At 72.7% G+C, this 16,783-nt stretch carries 16 protein-coding genes and 1 pseudogene; 9 read left to right on the top strand and 8 right to left on the bottom strand.

Translation table 11 applies throughout. The annotated features are described in order from the left end of the window. Nucleotides 1–125: 125 nt before the first annotated feature. On the top strand, nucleotides 126–881 hold the full coding sequence (locus FLX07_RS38965) for a sensor histidine kinase (protein WP_223854442.1): 756 nt from the start codon (nucleotides 126–128) through the stop codon (nucleotides 879–881). Between the two features lie 30 nt (nucleotides 882–911). Here FLX07_RS38965 and FLX07_RS35325 read toward each other — a convergent pair. Next, nucleotides 912–1,859 (bottom strand): annotated as a pseudogene (locus tag FLX07_RS35325) (helix-turn-helix domain-containing protein); the annotation flags it as partial. A gap of 72 nt (nucleotides 1,860–1,931) precedes the next feature. Between FLX07_RS35325 and FLX07_RS35320 the strand changes: the two are divergent. After that, entirely contained in the window at nucleotides 1,932–3,236 is a 1,305-nt protein-coding gene (locus FLX07_RS35320) for an APC family permease (protein WP_142576246.1), read from the top strand. A 40-nt stretch (nucleotides 3,237–3,276) separates the two neighbouring features. On the opposite strand, the gene FLX07_RS35315 is transcribed toward FLX07_RS35320, so the two are convergent. Then, nucleotides 3,277–4,275, bottom strand: coding sequence for a helix-turn-helix domain-containing protein (locus FLX07_RS35315; protein WP_142576244.1), 999 nt, complete (start codon nucleotides 4,273–4,275; stop codon nucleotides 3,277–3,279). Between the two features lie 85 nt (nucleotides 4,276–4,360). On the opposite strand from FLX07_RS35315, the gene FLX07_RS35310 reads away from it, so the two are divergent. Next, nucleotides 4,361–5,629 carry an MFS transporter gene (locus FLX07_RS35310; protein ID WP_167748513.1) on the top strand — a complete coding sequence of 423 codons (1,269 nt, stop codon included), beginning with the start codon at nucleotides 4,361–4,363 and terminating at the stop codon, nucleotides 5,627–5,629. A 94-nt stretch (nucleotides 5,630–5,723) separates the two neighbouring features. Then, nucleotides 5,724–6,065 (top strand): MmcQ/YjbR family DNA-binding protein, encoded by a 342-nt coding sequence (locus FLX07_RS35305; RefSeq protein WP_142576240.1) that lies wholly within the window; start codon nucleotides 5,724–5,726, stop codon nucleotides 6,063–6,065. A gap of 29 nt (nucleotides 6,066–6,094) precedes the next feature. On the opposite strand, the gene FLX07_RS35300 is transcribed toward FLX07_RS35305, so the two are convergent. Next, on the bottom strand, nucleotides 6,095–6,715 hold the full coding sequence (locus tag FLX07_RS35300) for a helix-turn-helix domain-containing protein (protein ID WP_142576238.1): 621 nt from the start codon (nucleotides 6,713–6,715) through the stop codon (nucleotides 6,095–6,097). A gap of 115 nt (nucleotides 6,716–6,830) precedes the next feature. Between FLX07_RS35300 and FLX07_RS35295 the strand changes: the two genes are divergently transcribed. Together FLX07_RS35295 and FLX07_RS35290 are read left to right on the top strand one after the other, a co-directional pair. Then, nucleotides 6,831–7,313, top strand: a complete 483-nt coding sequence (locus FLX07_RS35295) for a cation:proton antiporter regulatory subunit (protein WP_142576236.1) — start codon at nucleotides 6,831–6,833, stop codon at nucleotides 7,311–7,313. A gap of 9 nt (nucleotides 7,314–7,322) precedes the next feature. Further along, complete coding sequence (locus FLX07_RS35290) at nucleotides 7,323–8,483, top strand: cation:proton antiporter (protein ID WP_142576234.1); 1,161 nt, start codon at nucleotides 7,323–7,325, stop codon at nucleotides 8,481–8,483. Between the two features lie 89 nt (nucleotides 8,484–8,572). Here FLX07_RS35290 and FLX07_RS35285 read toward each other — a convergent pair whose 3' ends face one another. From FLX07_RS35285 to FLX07_RS35275, 3 genes are all read right to left on the bottom strand, one after another. Next, on the bottom strand, nucleotides 8,573–9,385 hold the full coding sequence (locus FLX07_RS35285) for a cytochrome c oxidase assembly protein (protein WP_142576232.1): 813 nt from the start codon (nucleotides 9,383–9,385) through the stop codon (nucleotides 8,573–8,575). Nucleotides 9,386–9,389: 4 nt separating this feature from the next. Next, nucleotides 9,390–9,953: a DUF2243 domain-containing protein gene (locus tag FLX07_RS35280; RefSeq protein WP_142576230.1), complete on the bottom strand. Its 564-nt coding sequence runs from the start codon at nucleotides 9,951–9,953 to the stop codon at nucleotides 9,390–9,392. 202 nt (nucleotides 9,954–10,155) lie between these two features. Continuing rightward, on the bottom strand, nucleotides 10,156–11,115 hold the full coding sequence (locus FLX07_RS35275; RefSeq protein ID WP_142576228.1) for a ketopantoate reductase family protein: 960 nt from the start codon (nucleotides 11,113–11,115) through the stop codon (nucleotides 10,156–10,158). A gap of 90 nt (nucleotides 11,116–11,205) precedes the next feature. Here FLX07_RS35275 and FLX07_RS35270 point away from each other — a divergent pair, with 90 nt between their 5' ends. Both FLX07_RS35270 and FLX07_RS35265 read left to right on the top strand, forming a co-directional pair. Further along, nucleotides 11,206–11,883, top strand: a complete 678-nt coding sequence (locus FLX07_RS35270) for a TetR/AcrR family transcriptional regulator (RefSeq protein ID WP_208762566.1) — start codon at nucleotides 11,206–11,208, stop codon at nucleotides 11,881–11,883. A gap of 10 nt (nucleotides 11,884–11,893) precedes the next feature. Next, nucleotides 11,894–12,322, top strand: a complete 429-nt coding sequence (locus FLX07_RS35265) for a glutaredoxin domain-containing protein (protein WP_142576227.1) — start codon at nucleotides 11,894–11,896, stop codon at nucleotides 12,320–12,322. Here the strand turns inward: FLX07_RS35265 and FLX07_RS35260 are convergent. Further along, a complete protein-coding gene (locus FLX07_RS35260; protein WP_142576225.1) occupies nucleotides 12,282–15,473 on the bottom strand; it encodes an AfsR/SARP family transcriptional regulator in 3,192 nt (1,063 codons plus the stop codon). The genes FLX07_RS35265 and FLX07_RS35260 overlap by 41 nt on opposite strands. Nucleotides 15,474–15,571: 98 nt before the next feature. Here FLX07_RS35260 and FLX07_RS35255 point away from each other — a divergent pair, with 98 nt between their 5' ends. Then, on the top strand, nucleotides 15,572–16,525 hold the full coding sequence (locus FLX07_RS35255; protein ID WP_142576222.1) for a tyrosine-type recombinase/integrase: 954 nt from the start codon (nucleotides 15,572–15,574) through the stop codon (nucleotides 16,523–16,525). Nucleotides 16,526–16,541: 16 nt separating this feature from the next. Here FLX07_RS35255 and FLX07_RS35250 read toward each other — a convergent pair. Then, a partial coding sequence (locus tag FLX07_RS35250; protein WP_142576220.1) for a hypothetical protein occupies nucleotides 16,542–16,783 on the bottom strand: 242 nt, incomplete at its 5' end.

Below are 16,783 nucleotides of genomic sequence, written 5' to 3'. Positions count from 1 at the left end.
CACCGGCCCCCGACGCACCCGTCGTCTACGCCGGAACAACCGAGCCGCCCCTCCTCGCGACACACCGCCTCGAATACCTCATCACCGGAGCCACCCTCCTGATCGTCCTGACCGGCGGCCGCCTCATGTGGACCGTCATCGACCGGGCGCTACGCCCGGCCGAACAGCAACGCCACCTCGCCTCCGTCACCTCCCACGAACTCCGGACACCCATCGCCGGACTACGCGTCCAACTGGAGGAAGCACTGCTCCACCCCGACCACGTCGATCCCCGCGACACCATCCGCAAAGCCCTGACGGTCACCGGCCGCCTGGAGGCGATCGTCCAGGACGTGCTGACCATGACCCGGCTCCGCGGAGGCCAGCCGGCACCACACGAACCGATCAACCTCACCACACTGATCACCAAGGAGACAGACACACCCCCCGGCAGTACACCAGTGAAGATCGACACGACCGCAGACGTGTGGGTGCACGGCTCACGGATCCAACTGATCCGGCTGGTGGACAACCTCCTGACCAACGCCAGGCGGCACGCGGCGACCGCAGTCACGGTCCTCGTCGAATCCACCGACGGCCAGGCCGTCGTCACGGTCACCGACGACGGCGACGGCATCGCACCCGCCGACCGCGAACGCATCTTCGAACGGTTCACCCGCCTGGACGAGGGACGACGCCGCGACACCGGCGGCACCGGACTGGGACTGGCCATCTCCCGCGACATCGCCCACGCCCACCACGGCACCCTGCGCATCGAAGACTCCCCCCACGGAGCGCGCTTCGTCCTCCGGCTGCCACTCCTCGAACGGAACGCGATCGACGGGCTGCATCTCATCCGCACCGGGCGGACGACCCCGAACCAGACCGCCGACGACCGGTGACCGGCGGGCGGGCGCACTTTCGTAGCGGTCGCGGAAGACGTGGCGGTAGGTCTGAGGGGAGACGCTGGTGACGCGGCCGAAGTGATAGCGGAGAGTCGCGGCGGCGCCGAAGCCGGATCGGCGCGCGATGTCCTCGACGGACTCGTCGGTGGTCTCCAGGAGCTCCTGCGCCAGCCGCACCCGCTGTTGCAGCAGCCACTGCAGCGGAGTGATCCCCAGGGTGTCGCGGAACCGGCGGGCGAAGGTGCGTTCGCTCAGGTGCGCCACCTGGGCGAGCCGGGGAACCGTCAACGGCTCCCCCAGATGGTCACGGGCCCAATCCAGCACGGGCGTCAGCGAGTCGTTCCTGCCCGGGGCCGTGACGACCTGGGTGTACTGCGCCTGACCGCCCTCCCGGTGCGGCGGCACCACCATGCGCCGGGCGACCTCGTTGGCGATCGCCGCGCCGTGATCCCGGCGGACCATGTGCAGGCAGGCGTCGATGACCGAGCCGGTGCCGGCGGAAGTGATGATGTCGCCTTCGTCGATGTAGAGCGGCACGGGGTCGAAGTCGATCTCGGGGAAGCGATGGGCGAAGTCGCCGCCGTTCAGCCAGTGGGTGGTGGCGCGCCGGCCGTTGAGCAGCCCCGCGGCGGCCAGCACGTAGGCTCCCGAGCAGATCGACATGATGCGTTTGCCCCGCTCGTGCGCGATGCGCAGCGCCTCGACCAGGCCCTGCGGGGGATCGAGCTGCACGGCGCGGGCGACGGCGGCCACCACGACGGTGTCGGCCTGGAGCAGGTCGTCCAGCCCGTACGGCGTGTCGACCCTCAACCCCGCGGTGGTGCGCAGCGGCCCGGGTTCGGCGGCGCACAAGCGCAGCTCGTACCACGGATCGACGAGGTCGCTGCGGTCGGTGCCGAAGACCTCGCATGGCACCGCCAGCTCGAACACCGGCGTGCCGTCGGTGACGGCGAGGCCGATGACGTGTCGGCTCATGGCTGAAATTTAGCGCAGAATGGCGTTTCTGCCACTGGTTGTCCTTCGACACGTGCCCGGATGCTGATCTCCATGAGTGACATGACGCACAGGGGCCGGATGACCTTCGGCCACGGCACGGCGATGTACGTGGGAGCGGTGCTGGGCACCGGCGTCATCGCGCTGCCCGCGCTGGCGGCCGAGGCCGCCGGGCCGGCCTCGCTGCTGGCCTGGCTGGCCCTCGTCCTGCTGTCGGCGCCGCTGGCCGGGACCTTCGCCGCGCTCGGCGCGCGACACCCCGACGCGGGAGGCGTGTCCACCTACGCCAGGCTGGCGTTCGGCGAACACGCCGCCGCGGTGGTCGGCTGGTGTTTCTACTTCGCGGTGCCACCGGGGGCCGCCGCCGCGGCGCTTTTCGGCGGCGCGTACGTCTCGGCCGCGCTCGGCGGCGGGACGACGACCACCACGGTGACCGCGGCGGGCCTGATGGTCGTGGTCACCGCGGCCAACGCCGTCGGCCTGCAGGTCAGCGGCAAACTGCAGTTCGCGCTGGCGGGGTTGCTGATCCTGCTGCTGCTGGTGTCGGTCGGGCTGTCGCTGCCCCACGCCGACATGGGCAACCTGGAGCCGTTCGCGCCGCACGGCTGGACCGCGATCGGCTCGGCGGCCGCGCTCCTGGTGTGGAGTTTCGCGGGATGGGAGGCGATCACCCATCTCGCCGGCGAGTTCCGCCGCCCTCAGCGCGATCTGCCGAGGGCGACCGCCGCCGCGGTCACCATCGTGGGCGTGCTCTATCTGCTGGTGGCCTTCGCCACCGTCGCGGTCCTCGGCAGCGACGCGGCCCGGACCAACGCGCCGCTGGGCGAACTGATGGCCATCGGGCTGGGCGGCAACGCCCGGTGGCCGGCCGCCGCCGCGGCGGTGCTGCTGACGCTCGGCGCGATGAACGCCTACTACGCCGGCGCCGCCAAGCTCGGTGCCGCCCTCGGCCGGGACGGGGCCCTGCCCGGCAGGCTGGCCGAGGGCAGTGTGGCGGGCGAAGTGCCGCGCCGCAGCCTGGCCGTCAACTCGGCCATGTCGTTCGCCGCGCTGGCCATCGTGGTCGCGACGGGGGTGGGCTCCCGGCCGCTGGTGCTGCTCACCACCGGCTCGTTCGTCGCGGTGTACGCGATCGGGGTGGCCGCCGCGATCAAGCTGCTGCCCCGTCGCAGCCTGGGCCGGGCCACGGCGATCGCGGCGCTGGTCGCGGTGGTCGCGCTGCTGCTCATGTCCGGCGTCTATCTCCTGTGGCCGTTGGTGGTGACGGGGGCCGCGCTGCTGTACGTGCGGCTCGATCGCCGCCGCCGGAGGACTGCCGAACAGGGACAGCCGGAGGGCGTCGCGGAGCTGAGCACGTGACAGCCGGTCACAGGGCGAGACGCTCCATCGAGAACCAGGCTCACGGAACGGACGACAGGGCGGGCGTGGACTGGCCGTGGAATGTCCGCCGATACTCCATCGGGGTCACGCCGACCGACCTGGTGAAATGGTGACGCAGATTGCCCGCGGTGCCCATGCCGCACAACTGGCTGATCCGCTCGATCGGCAAATCCGTCGACTCCAGTAGGTGCCGGGCCCGTGCGAGGCGCTGCGCGTGCAGCCAGCGCAGCGGTGTGGTGCCGGTGGCGTCGTGGAACCGCCGGACCAGGGTGCGCGGGCTCACCCCGGCCAAGCAGGCCATCTGCGCGACGGTGAGCTGCTGGTCCAGGTGCTCGACGGCCCACTGCAGGACCGGGGCCAGCCCGTCGTCTCCGGCGCGGGGAACCGGGGTCTCGATGTACTGCGCCTGCCCGCCGGGCCGGTGCGCGGGCACAACCATCCGGCGTGCTACCTGGTTGGCGATCTCGGCGCCGAGATCGGCCCGGATCAGGTGCAGGCACAGGTCGATCCCCGCGCTGCGGCCGGCGCTGGTGAGAACGTCGCCCTCGTCCACGTAGAGGACCGCGGGATCGACCCGCACCTCAGGATGGCGCGCGCTGAGGATGTCGGTGTACACCCAGTGCGTGGTGGCTCGCCGCCCGTCGAGCAGTCCGGCCTCGGCGAGGACGAAGGCCCCGGTGCACAGCGAGACGATCCGCGCCCCGTTCGCGTGCGCCGCCCGCAGCGCGTCGAGCAGCCGCGGGGCGGCGGGCTCGCCGGACAGCACCGCGTCGGCGGACACCGCCGGGACCACCACGGTGTCGGCCGCGGCGAGCGCCTCCAGGTCATGCGGGGTGTGCAGGACGAACCCGTTCTGTGTCCGCGTCCCTCCCGGGTCGGCCGCGCAAAGCCGCAGTTCGTACCAGGGGTCGGCGAGGTCGCTGCGGTCGGTGCCGAAGATCTCGCAGGCGATGGACAGTTCGAACAACGGCATGTCCGCGGTGACGGCGAGGGCCACGACGCCGGTGACGGCTTTCATGTCCTCAAGGTAGCGGCAGGATTTTGATGAAGACAGGCAGTCCTGCCACTCGTCAGCCGTCGGGCGCCGGGCGACGCTGATGAGCGTGAACAACGACGCTTCCGCTGCTCCGCCCGCGAGGCGGCCGGGACCCGGGCCGGCGTTCGCGCTGACCGCGGGGGTCATCGGAGTCTGCCTCGCCGCCTCGGCCCTGCCGTCTCCGCTGTACAGGCTCTACGCGGCCCAATGGCACCTGCAGACCTCCACCGTCACCCTGATCTACGCCACCTACTGCTTCGGGGTGCTCGTCTCACTGCTTGCCTTCGGCCGCGTCTCCGACACCTGGGGCCGCCGACCGGTCATCGTGGCCGGCCTCGTCGGCCTCCTCGTCTCGATGGTGGTCTTCATGTCCGCGTCCGGCGCCGGCTGGCTGTTCGCCGCCCGCGCCGTACAGGGCCTGGCCACCGGCATCGCCATCAGCGCCTCCGGCGCGGCCCTGCTCGAGTTGTACCAGGGCGGCAACCCGGCCAAGGCCAGTCTCTACAACGTCGTCGCCAGCGCCCTGGGCGTCGGCGTCGGCGGCCTGCTCGGTGCCGTGCTCGTGCAGTACGCGCCGGGACCGCTGGTGACCCCGTTCATCGTGCTCACCGCGCTGATCGTCGTACTGCTGCTCGGCATGCTGGGCGTGCCCGAGACCGTGACCGGCACGTCCCGCACCGGGTTCCGGATGGCCGCGCCGGGCGTTCCCCGGCAGATCATCGCCCCCTTCACGCTCGCCGCCCTCGGGATCACCTGCACCTGGTCGATCATCGGCATCTACCTGGGGCTCGTCGGGACGCTCGCCCCCGCTCTGCTTCACTCCACGAGCCAGCTCGCGGCCGGTCTGGCCATCCTGGCCCTGGGCGGCACCTCCGCGGTGCCGCCGCTGGTCACGCGGAAGATGGCCCCGGCCGTCCAGATCGCCTGGGGGACGATCGCGCTCACCGGCGGCATCGCGTTGACGGCCTGGTCGCTGTCCGCCGACGGCGCGGCCCTGTTCGTCGTGGCGAGCGTGGTGATCGGCATCGGCGTCGGGTTCGGCATGTTCGGATCGCTGCGCACCGTCGGCGCCGCAGCGCCGCCGGACCGGCGCGCCCAGGTCATGGCCGCCTTCTACATCGTCGCCTACGCCGCGATCTCGCTGCCCGCGGTCGCCGCCGGGTTCTCCGTCCGTCAACTGGGCGCGGTGCAGACCTTCCAGATCTTCGGCGCGGGCATCGTCGTCGTCTCCGTCGGCACCCTGCTGCTGGCCGTGGCCCGGCAGCGCGCCCAGACGCGGGCCGCCGTCACGCCGGTCCCGCCCACCCGGGCAGGCGCGGTGACGGAACGCGGCTGACCGTGCCGGCGGCGGCCACCACCCGGGTTCCCGACCGGTTGCGACCCCTCTAAAGTGGGCCGCACCGTCCGCACGCACCTGTCAGGAGGCGACCGTGGTGACCACCCAGGACGTGCGGCAGGTGGCCATGTCGTTGCCGCGCACCACCGAGCACCTGATCCGTGACCGGATCAAGTTCCGGGTCGGGCGGATCGTCTACGTCTCGCTGTCCCGCGACGAGACGCTCATGGGTTTCGCCTTCCCCAAGGAGGAACGCGCCGCGCTGGTCGCCTCCGACCCCGACAGGTTCCTCATGCCCATACCGTCGGACGAGCGGTACAACTGGGTGCGCGTGCGTCTGGCCACGCTCGGCACCGTCGAGCTCGCCGAGATCGTGACCGACGCCTGGCGCATGGTGGTGCCGAAGCGAGTCGCCGCGGCGCATTGCGGAGACTGACCGGGCCTGTTTCAGGAGACCGGGCTTGTTCAGGTGATCGGGTCCGTTCGGGAGCCGGAGCGTCTGTGCCCGGTCCGGGGGCGGGCACGCAGGTGGGCGCGCTCGCCCTGGCTGCCGAACAGGCTGAGGAACTCGACCGCCTGCTCGTCGGCGGCGCCGAACCAGTGCGGCAGCCGGGTGTCGAACTCGGCCGCCTCACCCGGTGACAGCACCAGATCCTGCTCGCCGAGCACCATCCTCAGCCGCCCGTTGAGCACGTAGAGCCACTCGTAACCCTCGTGCGTCTTCGGCTCCGGCGTTCTCCTGACGCTGCCCGCCGCGATCACCAGCTTGTAGGCCTGGATGCCCCCGGCCCGGCGGGTCAGCGGCAACATCGTCATGCCGTGGCGGACGACCGGCCGCAGGTGGATGCGCGGATCTCCCGTCGGCGGGGCGTCGACGAGCTCGTCCAGGGTGACACCGTGGGCCTTTGCCAGGGGCAGCAGCAGTTCGAGGGTCGGCCGCCGCGCGCCCGACTCCAGCCGCGACAGCGTGCTCACCGAGATGCCGGTCGCCGCCGACAGGTCGGCCAGGGTCGTCTCGCGCTGCCGGCGCAGCGCGCGCAGCCGGGGCCCGACCGACACGAGCGCGTGTTCGAGGTCGTCGTCCACGTCGTCAGCTTGCCACACCGGCAATGACCCGTACGGATGACCGAAATGAGACCGCCGTCCATTATTGGTAGGTTCCTGAATAAGTGTTGACTTATCAGATCGGAGGAGCGACGCCGTGGATGTCGAGCAGACGGTGTTGCCGGGAATCGGGCTGCGGCACGAGTTCACCACGCGCTCGGGACGGCGCATCGGGGTGGTCTCCCACCGCACCGGGCGGCGCGACCTGGTGATCTATGATCCCGACGATCCCGACAGGGCCTGTGAGACGGTGAAACTCAACGACGAGGAGGCGGACGCGCTCGTCGAGCTGCTCGGCGCCCCCCGCATCGTCCAGCGGCTCAACGCCCTGCACCGCGAGGTCGAGGGGCTGGTCAGCGTCCAGCTTCCGATCGCGCCCGGTTCCCCCTACACCGGCCGTCCCATGGGCGAGGCGCAGGTGCGCACGCGCACCGGAGCCTCCATCGTGGCCGTCGTCCGTGCCGGGCACGTCTTCGCCAGCCCCGCCCCCGACTTCGTCCTCACCGGGGACGACATCGTGGTCGTGGTGGGCAGCGAGGACAGCACCGCCACCGTCGCCGACATCCTCGCCAGCGGCTGAGGGCAGCGCGTGCACAATACGGCGATACTTTTCCTGGAATTCGGCGCCGTCGTCCTCGGACTCGGCATCCTCGGAGCGCTGGCGCTGCGCGTCGGCATCTCCCCTATCCCTCTCTACCTCCTCGCGGGCCTGGCCTTCGGCACCGGCGGCATCCTCCCCCTGGCCACCAGCGAGGAGTTCACCGCCACCGGCGCCGAATTAGGCGTCATCCTGCTGCTGCTCACCCTCGGCCTGGAATACAACGCCGACGAGCTGGTGACCAGCCTCAAGGGCAACGCCCGCGCCGGCCTGGTCGACCTCGTGCTCAACGCCGCCCCCGGCGCGATCTTGGCGCTGCTCCTCGGGTGGGGGCCGGTCGCCGCCGTCGCCATGGCCGGCGTCACCTACGCCACCTCCTCCGGCATCACCGCGAAGGTCCTGTCCGATCTGGGCTGGATCGGCAACCGGGAGACTCCGGTGGTGCTGTCGCTGCTGGTGTTCGAGGACCTCACGATGGCGGTCTACCTGCCGGTCCTGACCGCCATGCTGGCGGGCCTGAGCCTGGTCGCCGGGGCGGTCGCCGTGGCCGTCGCACTGGTGGCCGTGAGCGTGGTCCTGCTGGTCGCGCTGCGCTTCGGCCGCTACATCGAGGCGTTCGTCGCGAGCCCCAACTCCGAGGTGCTCGTGCTCAAGGTGGTCGGGCTGGCGCTGCTGGTGGCCGGCCTGGCCCAGCAGCTGCAGGTGTCGGCCGCGGTCGGAGCGTTCCTCGTCGGCATCGCGCTGTCGGGCGAGCTGGCCGAAGACGCCCAGGTGCTGCTCGCGCCGCTGCGCGACCTGTTCGCCGCGGTCTTCTTCGTGTTCTTCGGCCTGCAGACCGACCCCACCAAGATCCTGCCCTCCGCCGGCCTGGCCGCGGGCCTGGCCCTGGTGACGATGATCACCAAACTGCTGACCGGCATCTACGCCGCTCGACGGGCCGGCATCGCCCGTGCAGGACGGGTCCGCGCGGGCATCGCGCTCATCCCCCGCGGCGAGTTCAACATCGTCATCGCCGGGCTGGCGGTGGCCGCCGGCGCCCATCCAGACCTGGGCGCGCTGGCGGCGACGTACGTCCTGATCCTGGCCGCCTTCGGCCCCCTGGCTGCCCGTCTGGTCCAGCCGCTCCTCACGCGAGTGGCGAGCCGCGCCTGACTCCGTCGCGCCCCCCTGCACCGGCCGGCACTCGCCGGCCCGCACCCACCGGCCTGCCCCGCGTCGCGCGGCGGCGGGCCGGTCGCGTTTCAGGCTGGTACGGCCCCCCTGACCCGCCCGGCGACGGGCCGGGAACGGCGCTCCGGACGCCAGGTGGAGACGAGGGCGGCCGCCAGGAGGAGTTCGGCGATGTCGCCGCCGTAGTACATGATCTCCGCGCCGCCCCGGATCTCGGGAATGGGCGCGTGCACATTCACCCAGAAGCCGCCGTACATCAGCTGTGCGACGACCGCGTGCACGAAGATGGCGCAGCCGAGGTAGACCAGGCGGGCCCGTACCCCGGGCCGGGCGGGCGCGGGATCGGGACCGGCAATGACGTGCGCGAACAGGCAGCCCGACAGCAGGAAGTGCGCATGCAGCAGCCAGTGCCCGGCGGGCAGGGCCGTGACGGCGTTGTAGAGCGGGGTGAAGTAGAGCACGCCGAGGCTGCCGGTCGACAGCAGCAGGGCGGTCGCCGGATCCGTCGGCAGCCGGCCGGCACGGCTGTGCACGACCGCGGACAGCCGTCGCGCGCCGCGGGCGGGCAGGGTCCGCAGCAGCAGAGTGACCGGGGCGCCCAGCACCAGCGCGATCGGGGCGTACATGCCGATCAGCAGGTGCTGAACCATGTGGCCGCGGAAGTCGGCGTGCGCGAACGGCGCGACGGGCGGCAGGAGCGCCACCGCCGACAGCGCGACCCCGGTGGCGAAGCTCGCCGTGCGCCACCGGCTCCAGCCCACGACCGGGTTGCGGCGGCGCGCCCGCCGGACCAGGTGCAGGTAGACGAGCAGGGCGAGCACCGGCGGCAGCGCGCCCGGCAACCCCGCCACGTGCGTGCCGTGACCCATCACGTCATGACCCATCACGTCATGACCCATCACGCCGGGCCCGTCCGCGCGGGGTCTCGGCGGGGTCGAGGGACCGGCCGCTGCGCGCGAGCAGGTAGCCCCCGGCGAGCAGCAGCGCGCCCAGGACGAGGAAACCAATGTCCCACCAGAACTGGTAGGGACCGCCATGGACGTGATGGATGGCCAGGATGTGATGATCCAGGACGCCTTCGACGAGATTGAAGATCCCCCAGCCGGCCAGGATCCACCCCCACAGCACCCGCGAGGTCCACACCCGCCGCCGCTCTCGGGTGACCCTGGAGTACAGGATCGCGAGGCCGATGAGCACCGCGAGCCAGCACACCGCGTGGAAGATGCCGTCCCACACCGTGTTCATCTCCAGCCCGGAGACCGTGCGGGGGTTGTAATACCGCACCCCGATGCGATCGCTGTTGGTGCTGCTCAGCATGTGATGCCACTGCAGGAGCTGGTGCAGCAGGATGCCGTCGACGAACCCGCCGAGTCCCACCCCGAGCACGATCCCCGGCAGCCGCAGACTGACCGGCGCCGCACCGGCCCGGGCCTCGCCCGCGGTGGTCGCCATCGCCGTGCCTCCGTCCCCTCCGCGCCGCTGTGCGGATCTCCGCCAAGGCAGGTTCCCCGGACGCGAAGGCATAGTCACGCAGGCACGCGCGGACCCGACCCCGGGCCTACCGACTCTTTGAACAGCACCTCACCCGGCGGCACGGCCCGCGACGCCGGCTGCGACCGCGAAGCGCTCCAGCGACTCCGTCGGGCCCGCTCACTCAGCCTGTCACCTCGCGGGCGAAGCTCGGTTCCGCCGCTTCCAGTCGCGGTACCGCGACGCCCAACCGGCGTGCTTCGGCCAGGGTGTCCCGGCAGACCTCACGCGGCTCCTCGGCGTCGGGGTCGGAGTGCGCGGCGAAATTCGCGCGCATCGGCGCGACATGAGCGGTCAGCCAGGCGAGCGCGGGAGCCGTCAACCAGGTGGGCGCACGGAACAGCAGCACACCGCCCCGGTGACGTCGCAGGTCGACGCCCCGCGCCTTGAGGAGCGGCAGCAGCTCGCGGCCCGTCAGCAGCGCCTCGCGGAAGTCACTCGTCGACCCGGCCAGCTTGGACAGGGAACCCAGCCGCAGGCCCTGCGAGAACAGGCCGGCGTCCGACACGAAATGGACCCACAGCCAGCCGCGGAAGTCAGGCTGCTCCTTGAGCCGGAGCCCGGCCTCGCGAAACGCCTGGCGCACGGCCCGCTCCCGTTCGGTCGGGGGCTGGCCGAGGATGCCGAAGACGACCGACGGCAGCAGCCCCCCACGGAGCACGCCGTCCGCGCCGAAACCGCCACCGGCCTGGGGAAAGCCCCAGGCGATCCGGTCGACGGGGAGTGCGCCGATCGCGGCCGACGGCTCGGTCCAGAGGTTGCCGAAGACCAGCACCGTGGCCTGGCCGACACGCGGGGACAGGAAGGCCGTCGCCTCCGCGAGCCGATGGTGCGGCACGCTGAGCACGATCAGGTCGAAGTCGTGGTCCGGCTCCAGCGCCTCGCGGTAGCGCACCGGCCACTTCTCGACTACACGCTGCCCCCACACCCGGCGCCGCATATCGAACAGGTCGAGGTCCACCGCGTCTCCGTACGTCGCCGCGCGGCCCGGCCGGACGTAGAACTCGACGTCATGTCCCGCCTGGTGCAGGGCCCAGCCGTAGACGGTGGCGATCACGCCCCGGCCGAACATCAGGATCTTCACGTTGCACCTCGTGGGGTACGATCGATTTGGAGGTCATCTCCACTTCCCAAAATATGGAGGTCATCTCCACTTGTCAACGCGAGGTAGCCCATGACCGCCGACAAGCCGCTGCGGGCCGACGCCCGACGCAACCGCGATGCCCTGATCGCCACGGCACGAGAGGTCTTCGACGCCGGTGATTTCTTCGACCTGCGCTTCGACGACTTCGCACGCCTGGCCGGGGTGGGCACCGGCACGCTGTACCGCCACTTCCCCACCCGGGAGGCACTGGCCGAGGCGGTCTACCACGGGGAAGTCGCCGCGCTGTGCGACCGCGCACGCCGGCTACAGGCCACGCTGCCCGCGGCGGAGGCTTTGGCGACCTTCCTCCGCGGCATGGTCGACCACATAGACGCCCACCAGGGCCTCGCCCGGACGCTGGCCACGCTCATGGCCGCCGGCTCAGGTGCCCTCGCCGAGGGCAGCCGGGCGCTGGAGCAGGCTGTCACCGACCTGGTGGCCGCCGCCGTGAAGGACGGCGCCGTCCGCGACGACGTGGATGCCGGTGCCGTCATGATGGCACTGCACGGCATCGGCGCCGCCCATGACCGCCCCGGTTGGCGGGCCGAGGCCGACGGTGTCATCACCCTCGTGCTGGACGGGCTGCGCCGGTCGTGCTCGGGCGACAGTCAGCGCGAGCACGAGCAGGACAGTGCCGGCACGGCCCTCCGGCAGCTCGTCGATCAACCGGCCCCCCTCGGCCGCCGACACCCCGGGCGGATGCGTTAGCGTGATCGCCATGCTGCGCCGATGGATGCTGCCGATCCTCTTCCTGGTCGTCGGGCTCGCCTCGGCGGCGCGGCAGATCGCCCAGGGGTCCCCGGTCGCCGCCGTCACACTGCTCCTGATCTTCCTGGTCGGCGCCGTCCTGCTGTCCCCGCTGATGTTCCCGAGGTCCGTCAGCGCGGCGGAGGCGCTGCGCCGCAGCGCGGCCGACGGCCGGCCCATCGTCTACTGGCGCCCCGGCTGCCGCTACTGCATGCGGCTCCGCACCCGGCTCGGCCGGCACGCCTACCGGATGCACTGGGTCGACATCTGGAGCGACCCGGACGGCGCCGCGGCGGTGCGGGCCGCCACCGGCGGCGACGAGACGGTGCCCACCGTGGTCGTGGCGGGCGAACCGCACGTCAATCCCGACCCTCGATGGGTGCGCGCGCAACTGTCCTGACGAACCTCAGCCGCGGCTGCGGACGCGGGGTCCCCCCGTCAGAGCACACCCCGGCGCACACCCCGGGGCACGACCCAGGCACGTCCCCGGGAACGCCGTCGGGTACGCCGTCCAGCCCGCGCAGCGTCCGCGCCGCACCCGCGAGCAGCGCGGCACGCGACAGGTCCCCGCCGACGGCGCACCACTCGGCCACCGCCTCCAGCACCGTCGCCCGCACCGTCTCGTCACCCGCGCGCCCCGACGACTCCAGCGCCGAGCGCAACGACCGCCACGCCCCCTCGCGGTCACCGCGCCCCGCCCGCACCCGCGCCAGCTCGACATGCACCGTGGCCAGGAACTGCGCAGGCACACCCGCCTGCCCGCCGACCAGATCCAACGCCCCCACCAGCAGACTCTCCGCCTCGCCGAGCTCCCCCCGCCGCCGCGCCACCTCCCCGGCGGCCTGCCGCACCCGCGCCGCCGCCACCCGATCCCCTGTACGGCCGGCCACCTCACCGGCCCGCGCGAGCTCCCGATCCGCCCCCGCCAAATCACCCGTACGGGCGCGCAACTGGGCCAGCCTCACCCGCAGCATCAACGGGACGGGAACCGCCTCCATCCCCCCGAGCAGCCCCGCCAGCTCCGCCGCCTCCTCCAGCAGCGTCAGCGCCTCCGCCGCCTCCCCCCGGTTCTCCGCCGCCAGCGACAACCAGTACAGCGCCAGGGACAGCCCCCACCGCTCCCCCAGCGCGCGATAGCCCGCCAGCGCCTCCCGCAGCCACCCCTCGGCCGCCCTCGCCCCCGCCCTGCCGTACTCGAACTCGCCGATCCCGCCCATCAGCAGCGCCGTCGCCCGCGCCCACGGGTCCTCGTGATCGCCGAACGCCCGCATCGCCGCGAGCGCCCTGCGCCAGTGGTCCACGCCCGCGCCCGCGGGCCTGACCCCCACGATCCAGGCCCACAACGCCACGGGATGGCCCGACTCCTCGACCACGCGCAGCGCCTCCGGCGACGCGCTCGGCCCGTCGGACGCCAGCAGCGCACACAACGTGTGCGGCAGCTCCAGCCCGGGCGGCGGGGCATCACCCCGCGCCGCCCTGATCGCCCGCGCCCACCTGGCCGCCTCGTCGCCCCGTCCCCGCACCGTCCACGCCCACAACCTGGCCATGAACAGCCGCAGCGCCTGCCGCTCCCGCCCGGTCCGTACGGCATGGCCGAGCGCCGCGTCGAGGTTCCCCCGCTCGGCGTCCAGCATCGCCAGCAGGCCAAGCTGATCGGCCGTACGCAACCCGGGCTCGGACTCCTCCGCCGTCATCAGGAACAGGCCCAGATGCCGGTCCCGCACGGCCCGCGCCTCGCCCGCCTCCTCAAGCCGCTCGGCCGCGTACGCCCGGACGGTCTCCAGCAAGCGGTAACGCACCCGCGAGGCCCGGCCCCCGGGCCCGTCCGGCTCGGCCACGACGACCAGCGACTTGTCCACCAGAGCGGCCACCGTCTCCAGGTCGGCCCCGCACACCCGCAGCGCCGCCTCCGCCGTCGCCCCGCCCGCGAACACCGACAACCGGCGCAACGCCACCCGCTCCCCCGGTGACAGCAGATCCCAGCTCCAGTCGATCACCGCCCGCAGCGTCCGATGCCGCGGCCCCGCCGTACGGCCACCGCGCAGCGTCAGCCGTTCCCCCACCGCCTCCGCGAGCTGCCGCACCGTGAACGACCGAAGCCGGGCCGCCGCCAGCTCGATCGCGAGCGGCAGGCCGTCCAGCTCCCGGCAGACCGCGACCACATCGGCCACCACGGACTCGTCCACCGCGAACCCCGGACGCGCCGCCGACGCCCGCGCCGCGAACAACGCCACCGCCGGGAACTCCAGCGCCCGCGCCGCGTCCACCCCAACGCCGGGCAGCGCCAGCGGTCGCACCGGATGGAGATACTCCCCGGGAACGTCCAGCGGCTCCCGGCTGGTCGCCAGGACCCGCAGCCCCGGCACCCCCGCCAGCAGCCGCTCCGCCACCGCCGCCACGCCGTCCACCACGTGCTCGCAGTTGTCCAGCACGAGCACGAGCTCCCGGCCCGCCAGCGCCTCCACCAGCGCGTCGAGCGGCGACCCGGCGGGCCGCCTCGCGACGTCCCCGTCCGGCTCGGGCGCGGCCGGGGGTATGGTCGCGTGCACGGCGGCGGCCACGTCCGCCGGATCCCCGGCAGAGGCCAGCTCGACCAGCCACACCCCCGAAGCGACGGTGAGCCCGCCCGCGACCTCCACCGCCAGCCTGGTCTTGCCCGCGCCGCCCGGTCCGGTCAGCGTGACCAGCCGTGCGGCCGACAGCAGGCCACGCACCCGTGCCACGTCCTCCCGCCGCCCGACCAGGCTCGTCACCGGCGCCGGCACGTTCCCCCGTACGGCCCGCGTCGGTGCGGCCGGCGTCGCGGGCGGGTCGCGCAGCGCCTCAAGGTGTGCCGCGCGCAGTTCCGGCCCGGGATCGACACCCAGCTCGTCCGCCAGCCGCCGCCTGACGCGTTCGAACGTCTTCAGTGCGTCTCCGCGCCGTCCCGCCGCGCACAGCGCACGCATCAACAGAGCGTGGAACGGCTCACGCAGTGGGTGCGCGGCGACGAGCTCCTCCAGCTCCGCCACCAGCGCTCCGGGCGCGGCCGCGCCCGCCACGGCGAGGTCGGCCGTCACCCGGGCCTCCAGCGCGGAAAGGCGCAACTCTTCCAGGCGCGCCGCCGCCACCCGCGCGAACGGCAGGTCCGCCGCGTCGGCGAGCGCCGCACCGCGCCAGAGTGACAGGGCGGACCGCAGGACCGCGGCGGCACGCCGGGGATCACGCTCGGCCCGGCCCGCGCGCAGCAGGTGCTCGAACTCCGCCGCGTCCACCGCCTCCGGCGGGACGTCGAGCAGGTAACCGGCCGGATGCGACACCACGGCACCCCGTAATTCCTCCTGCGATTCCTCTTGCAGGCCCTTCTGCAGCTCACGACGGAGGCGCGACACCAGGGAGTGCAGCGCCGCCGCCGGGTTCGCCGGTGGCTCCTCCCACAGGTCGTCGGCGAGCGTCTCGGCGGTGACCACCTTTCCGGGCTCCAGAGCGAGCCGGATCAGCAGCACACGCAGGCGCGCACCCCTGATAGGAGTGCCGGTCACCCGCAGCGGCCCGAGAATCCCGATTCGCATGATTCCCTCATTGTCGTCGAGGGTTTGGCCGTTAGGCGTAAATGATCTTGTAACGATCGCGCGCCTTTACAATGTAGATTCATAGTAGGATCGAGGCGATGGACACCCCCGCCGTCCCCGAGCGGAACACCCCCGCACGGCCAGAGCGCGACCCCTACCGGGTGTATCTCGACGCGCTGCAGAGTCCCGAGTCCAAGCGCACGATGAGGGGCTGCCTCGACCGCATCGCCCGCCTCATCACCGGCGACCCGGAGGCGACCGGCGCCGGCCAGCCCTGGGAACTGCTCCGCTACGAGCACACCATCCGGCTGCGGACGCTGATGCGCGAGCAGGGCTGGTCGCCCTCCCATGTCAACAAGCACCTGGTCGCGCTGCGGCGCGTGCTGAAGGAGGCGTGGCGGCTCGGCCTGATGAGCGGCGAGGACTACCAGCGGGCCGCCGACCTGCCCGCCTACAAGCACACCCGCGTCCCGGCGGGACGGCACGTCGAGGCCGAGGCGCTGGCCGCCACGCTCGAGGTGTGCGACGACGACCCCTCCCCCGCCGGCCGCCGCGACGGCGCGATGCTGGCCGCGCTCTACTCCACCGGCTGCCGCCGCGCCGAGATCGCCGGGCTCACCCTGGCCGACTTCGACCCCCATGCGCGCTCCCTGCGGGTGCGCGGCAAGGGCGACAAGGAACGGCTGGTCTACCTGACCGCGGAAGCCGTCGAACGCCTCGGCCTCTGGCTCGCCGTACGCGGCCGGGCGACGGGCCCCCTGTTCTGCCCCGTCAACAAGGGCGGGCGGCTGCGGCTGGCCCACATGACCGGCCAGGCCATCGCCGACATCGTCTCCCGGCGCCTGGCCGCCGCCGGGGCGTCCCCCCGTACGCCGCACGACTTCCGGCGCACGTTCATCGGCGAGCTGCTCGACGCCGGGGTCGACCTCGCCACCACCCAGGCCCTGGTGGGCCACGCCTCCCCCGCCACCACCGCCCGCTACGACCGGCGGCCGGAGCGGCGCCGCCGCGAGGCCGTCGACCGGCTTCGCGTCCCCGGCGCCGCCCGCTGACCGGGCCTGCCGTTCCTCAGATGTCGTCGACGGTCATCGCGCCCTCGTGGGGACGCCGGGACAGGTCGATGCCGAGCTCCTCCGCCGCGCGGAAGACGTCCTCGTCGGTGTCCCTCATCTCGATCGACGTGCCGTCGCTGGAGAGGACCTCGACGTTGAGACAGAGCGACTGCATCTCCTTGATGAGGACCTTGAAGGACTCGGGAATGCCCGCCTCGGGGATGTTCTCGCCCTTGACGATGGCCTCGTAGACCTTCA

Origin of the sequence: Microbispora bryophytorum, assembly GCF_006874465.1 — a bacterium.
Lineage (GTDB): Bacteria > Actinomycetota > Actinomycetes > Streptosporangiales > Streptosporangiaceae > Microbispora > Microbispora bryophytorum.
This window is presented reverse-complemented; position numbering and strand designations above follow the sequence as displayed.

What these genes read in the sequence shown, in the direction of transcription:
- FLX07_RS38965 (WP_223854442.1), top strand. Translation starts at nt 126, where the DNA reads ATGTGGACCGTCATCGACCGGGCGCTACGCCCGGCCGAACAGCAACGC.
- FLX07_RS35320 (WP_142576246.1), top strand. Translation starts at nt 1,932, where the DNA reads ATGAGTGACATGACGCACAGGGGCCGGATGACCTTCGGCCACGGCACG.
- FLX07_RS35315 (WP_142576244.1), bottom strand. Translation starts at nt 4,275, where the DNA reads ATGAAAGCCGTCACCGGCGTCGTGGCCCTCGCCGTCACCGCGGACATG.
- FLX07_RS35285 (WP_142576232.1), bottom strand. Translation starts at nt 9,385, where the DNA reads ATGGGTCATGACGTGATGGGTCACGGCACGCACGTGGCGGGGTTGCCG.
- FLX07_RS35280 (WP_142576230.1), bottom strand. Translation starts at nt 9,953, where the DNA reads ATGGCGACCACCGCGGGCGAGGCCCGGGCCGGTGCGGCGCCGGTCAGT.
- FLX07_RS35270 (WP_208762566.1), top strand. Translation starts at nt 11,206, where the DNA reads ATGACCGCCGACAAGCCGCTGCGGGCCGACGCCCGACGCAACCGCGAT.
- FLX07_RS35265 (WP_142576227.1), top strand. Translation starts at nt 11,894, where the DNA reads ATGCTGCGCCGATGGATGCTGCCGATCCTCTTCCTGGTCGTCGGGCTC.
- FLX07_RS35260 (WP_142576225.1), bottom strand. Translation starts at nt 15,473, where the DNA reads ATGCGAATCGGGATTCTCGGGCCGCTGCGGGTGACCGGCACTCCTATC.
- FLX07_RS35255 (WP_142576222.1), top strand. Translation starts at nt 15,572, where the DNA reads ATGGACACCCCCGCCGTCCCCGAGCGGAACACCCCCGCACGGCCAGAG.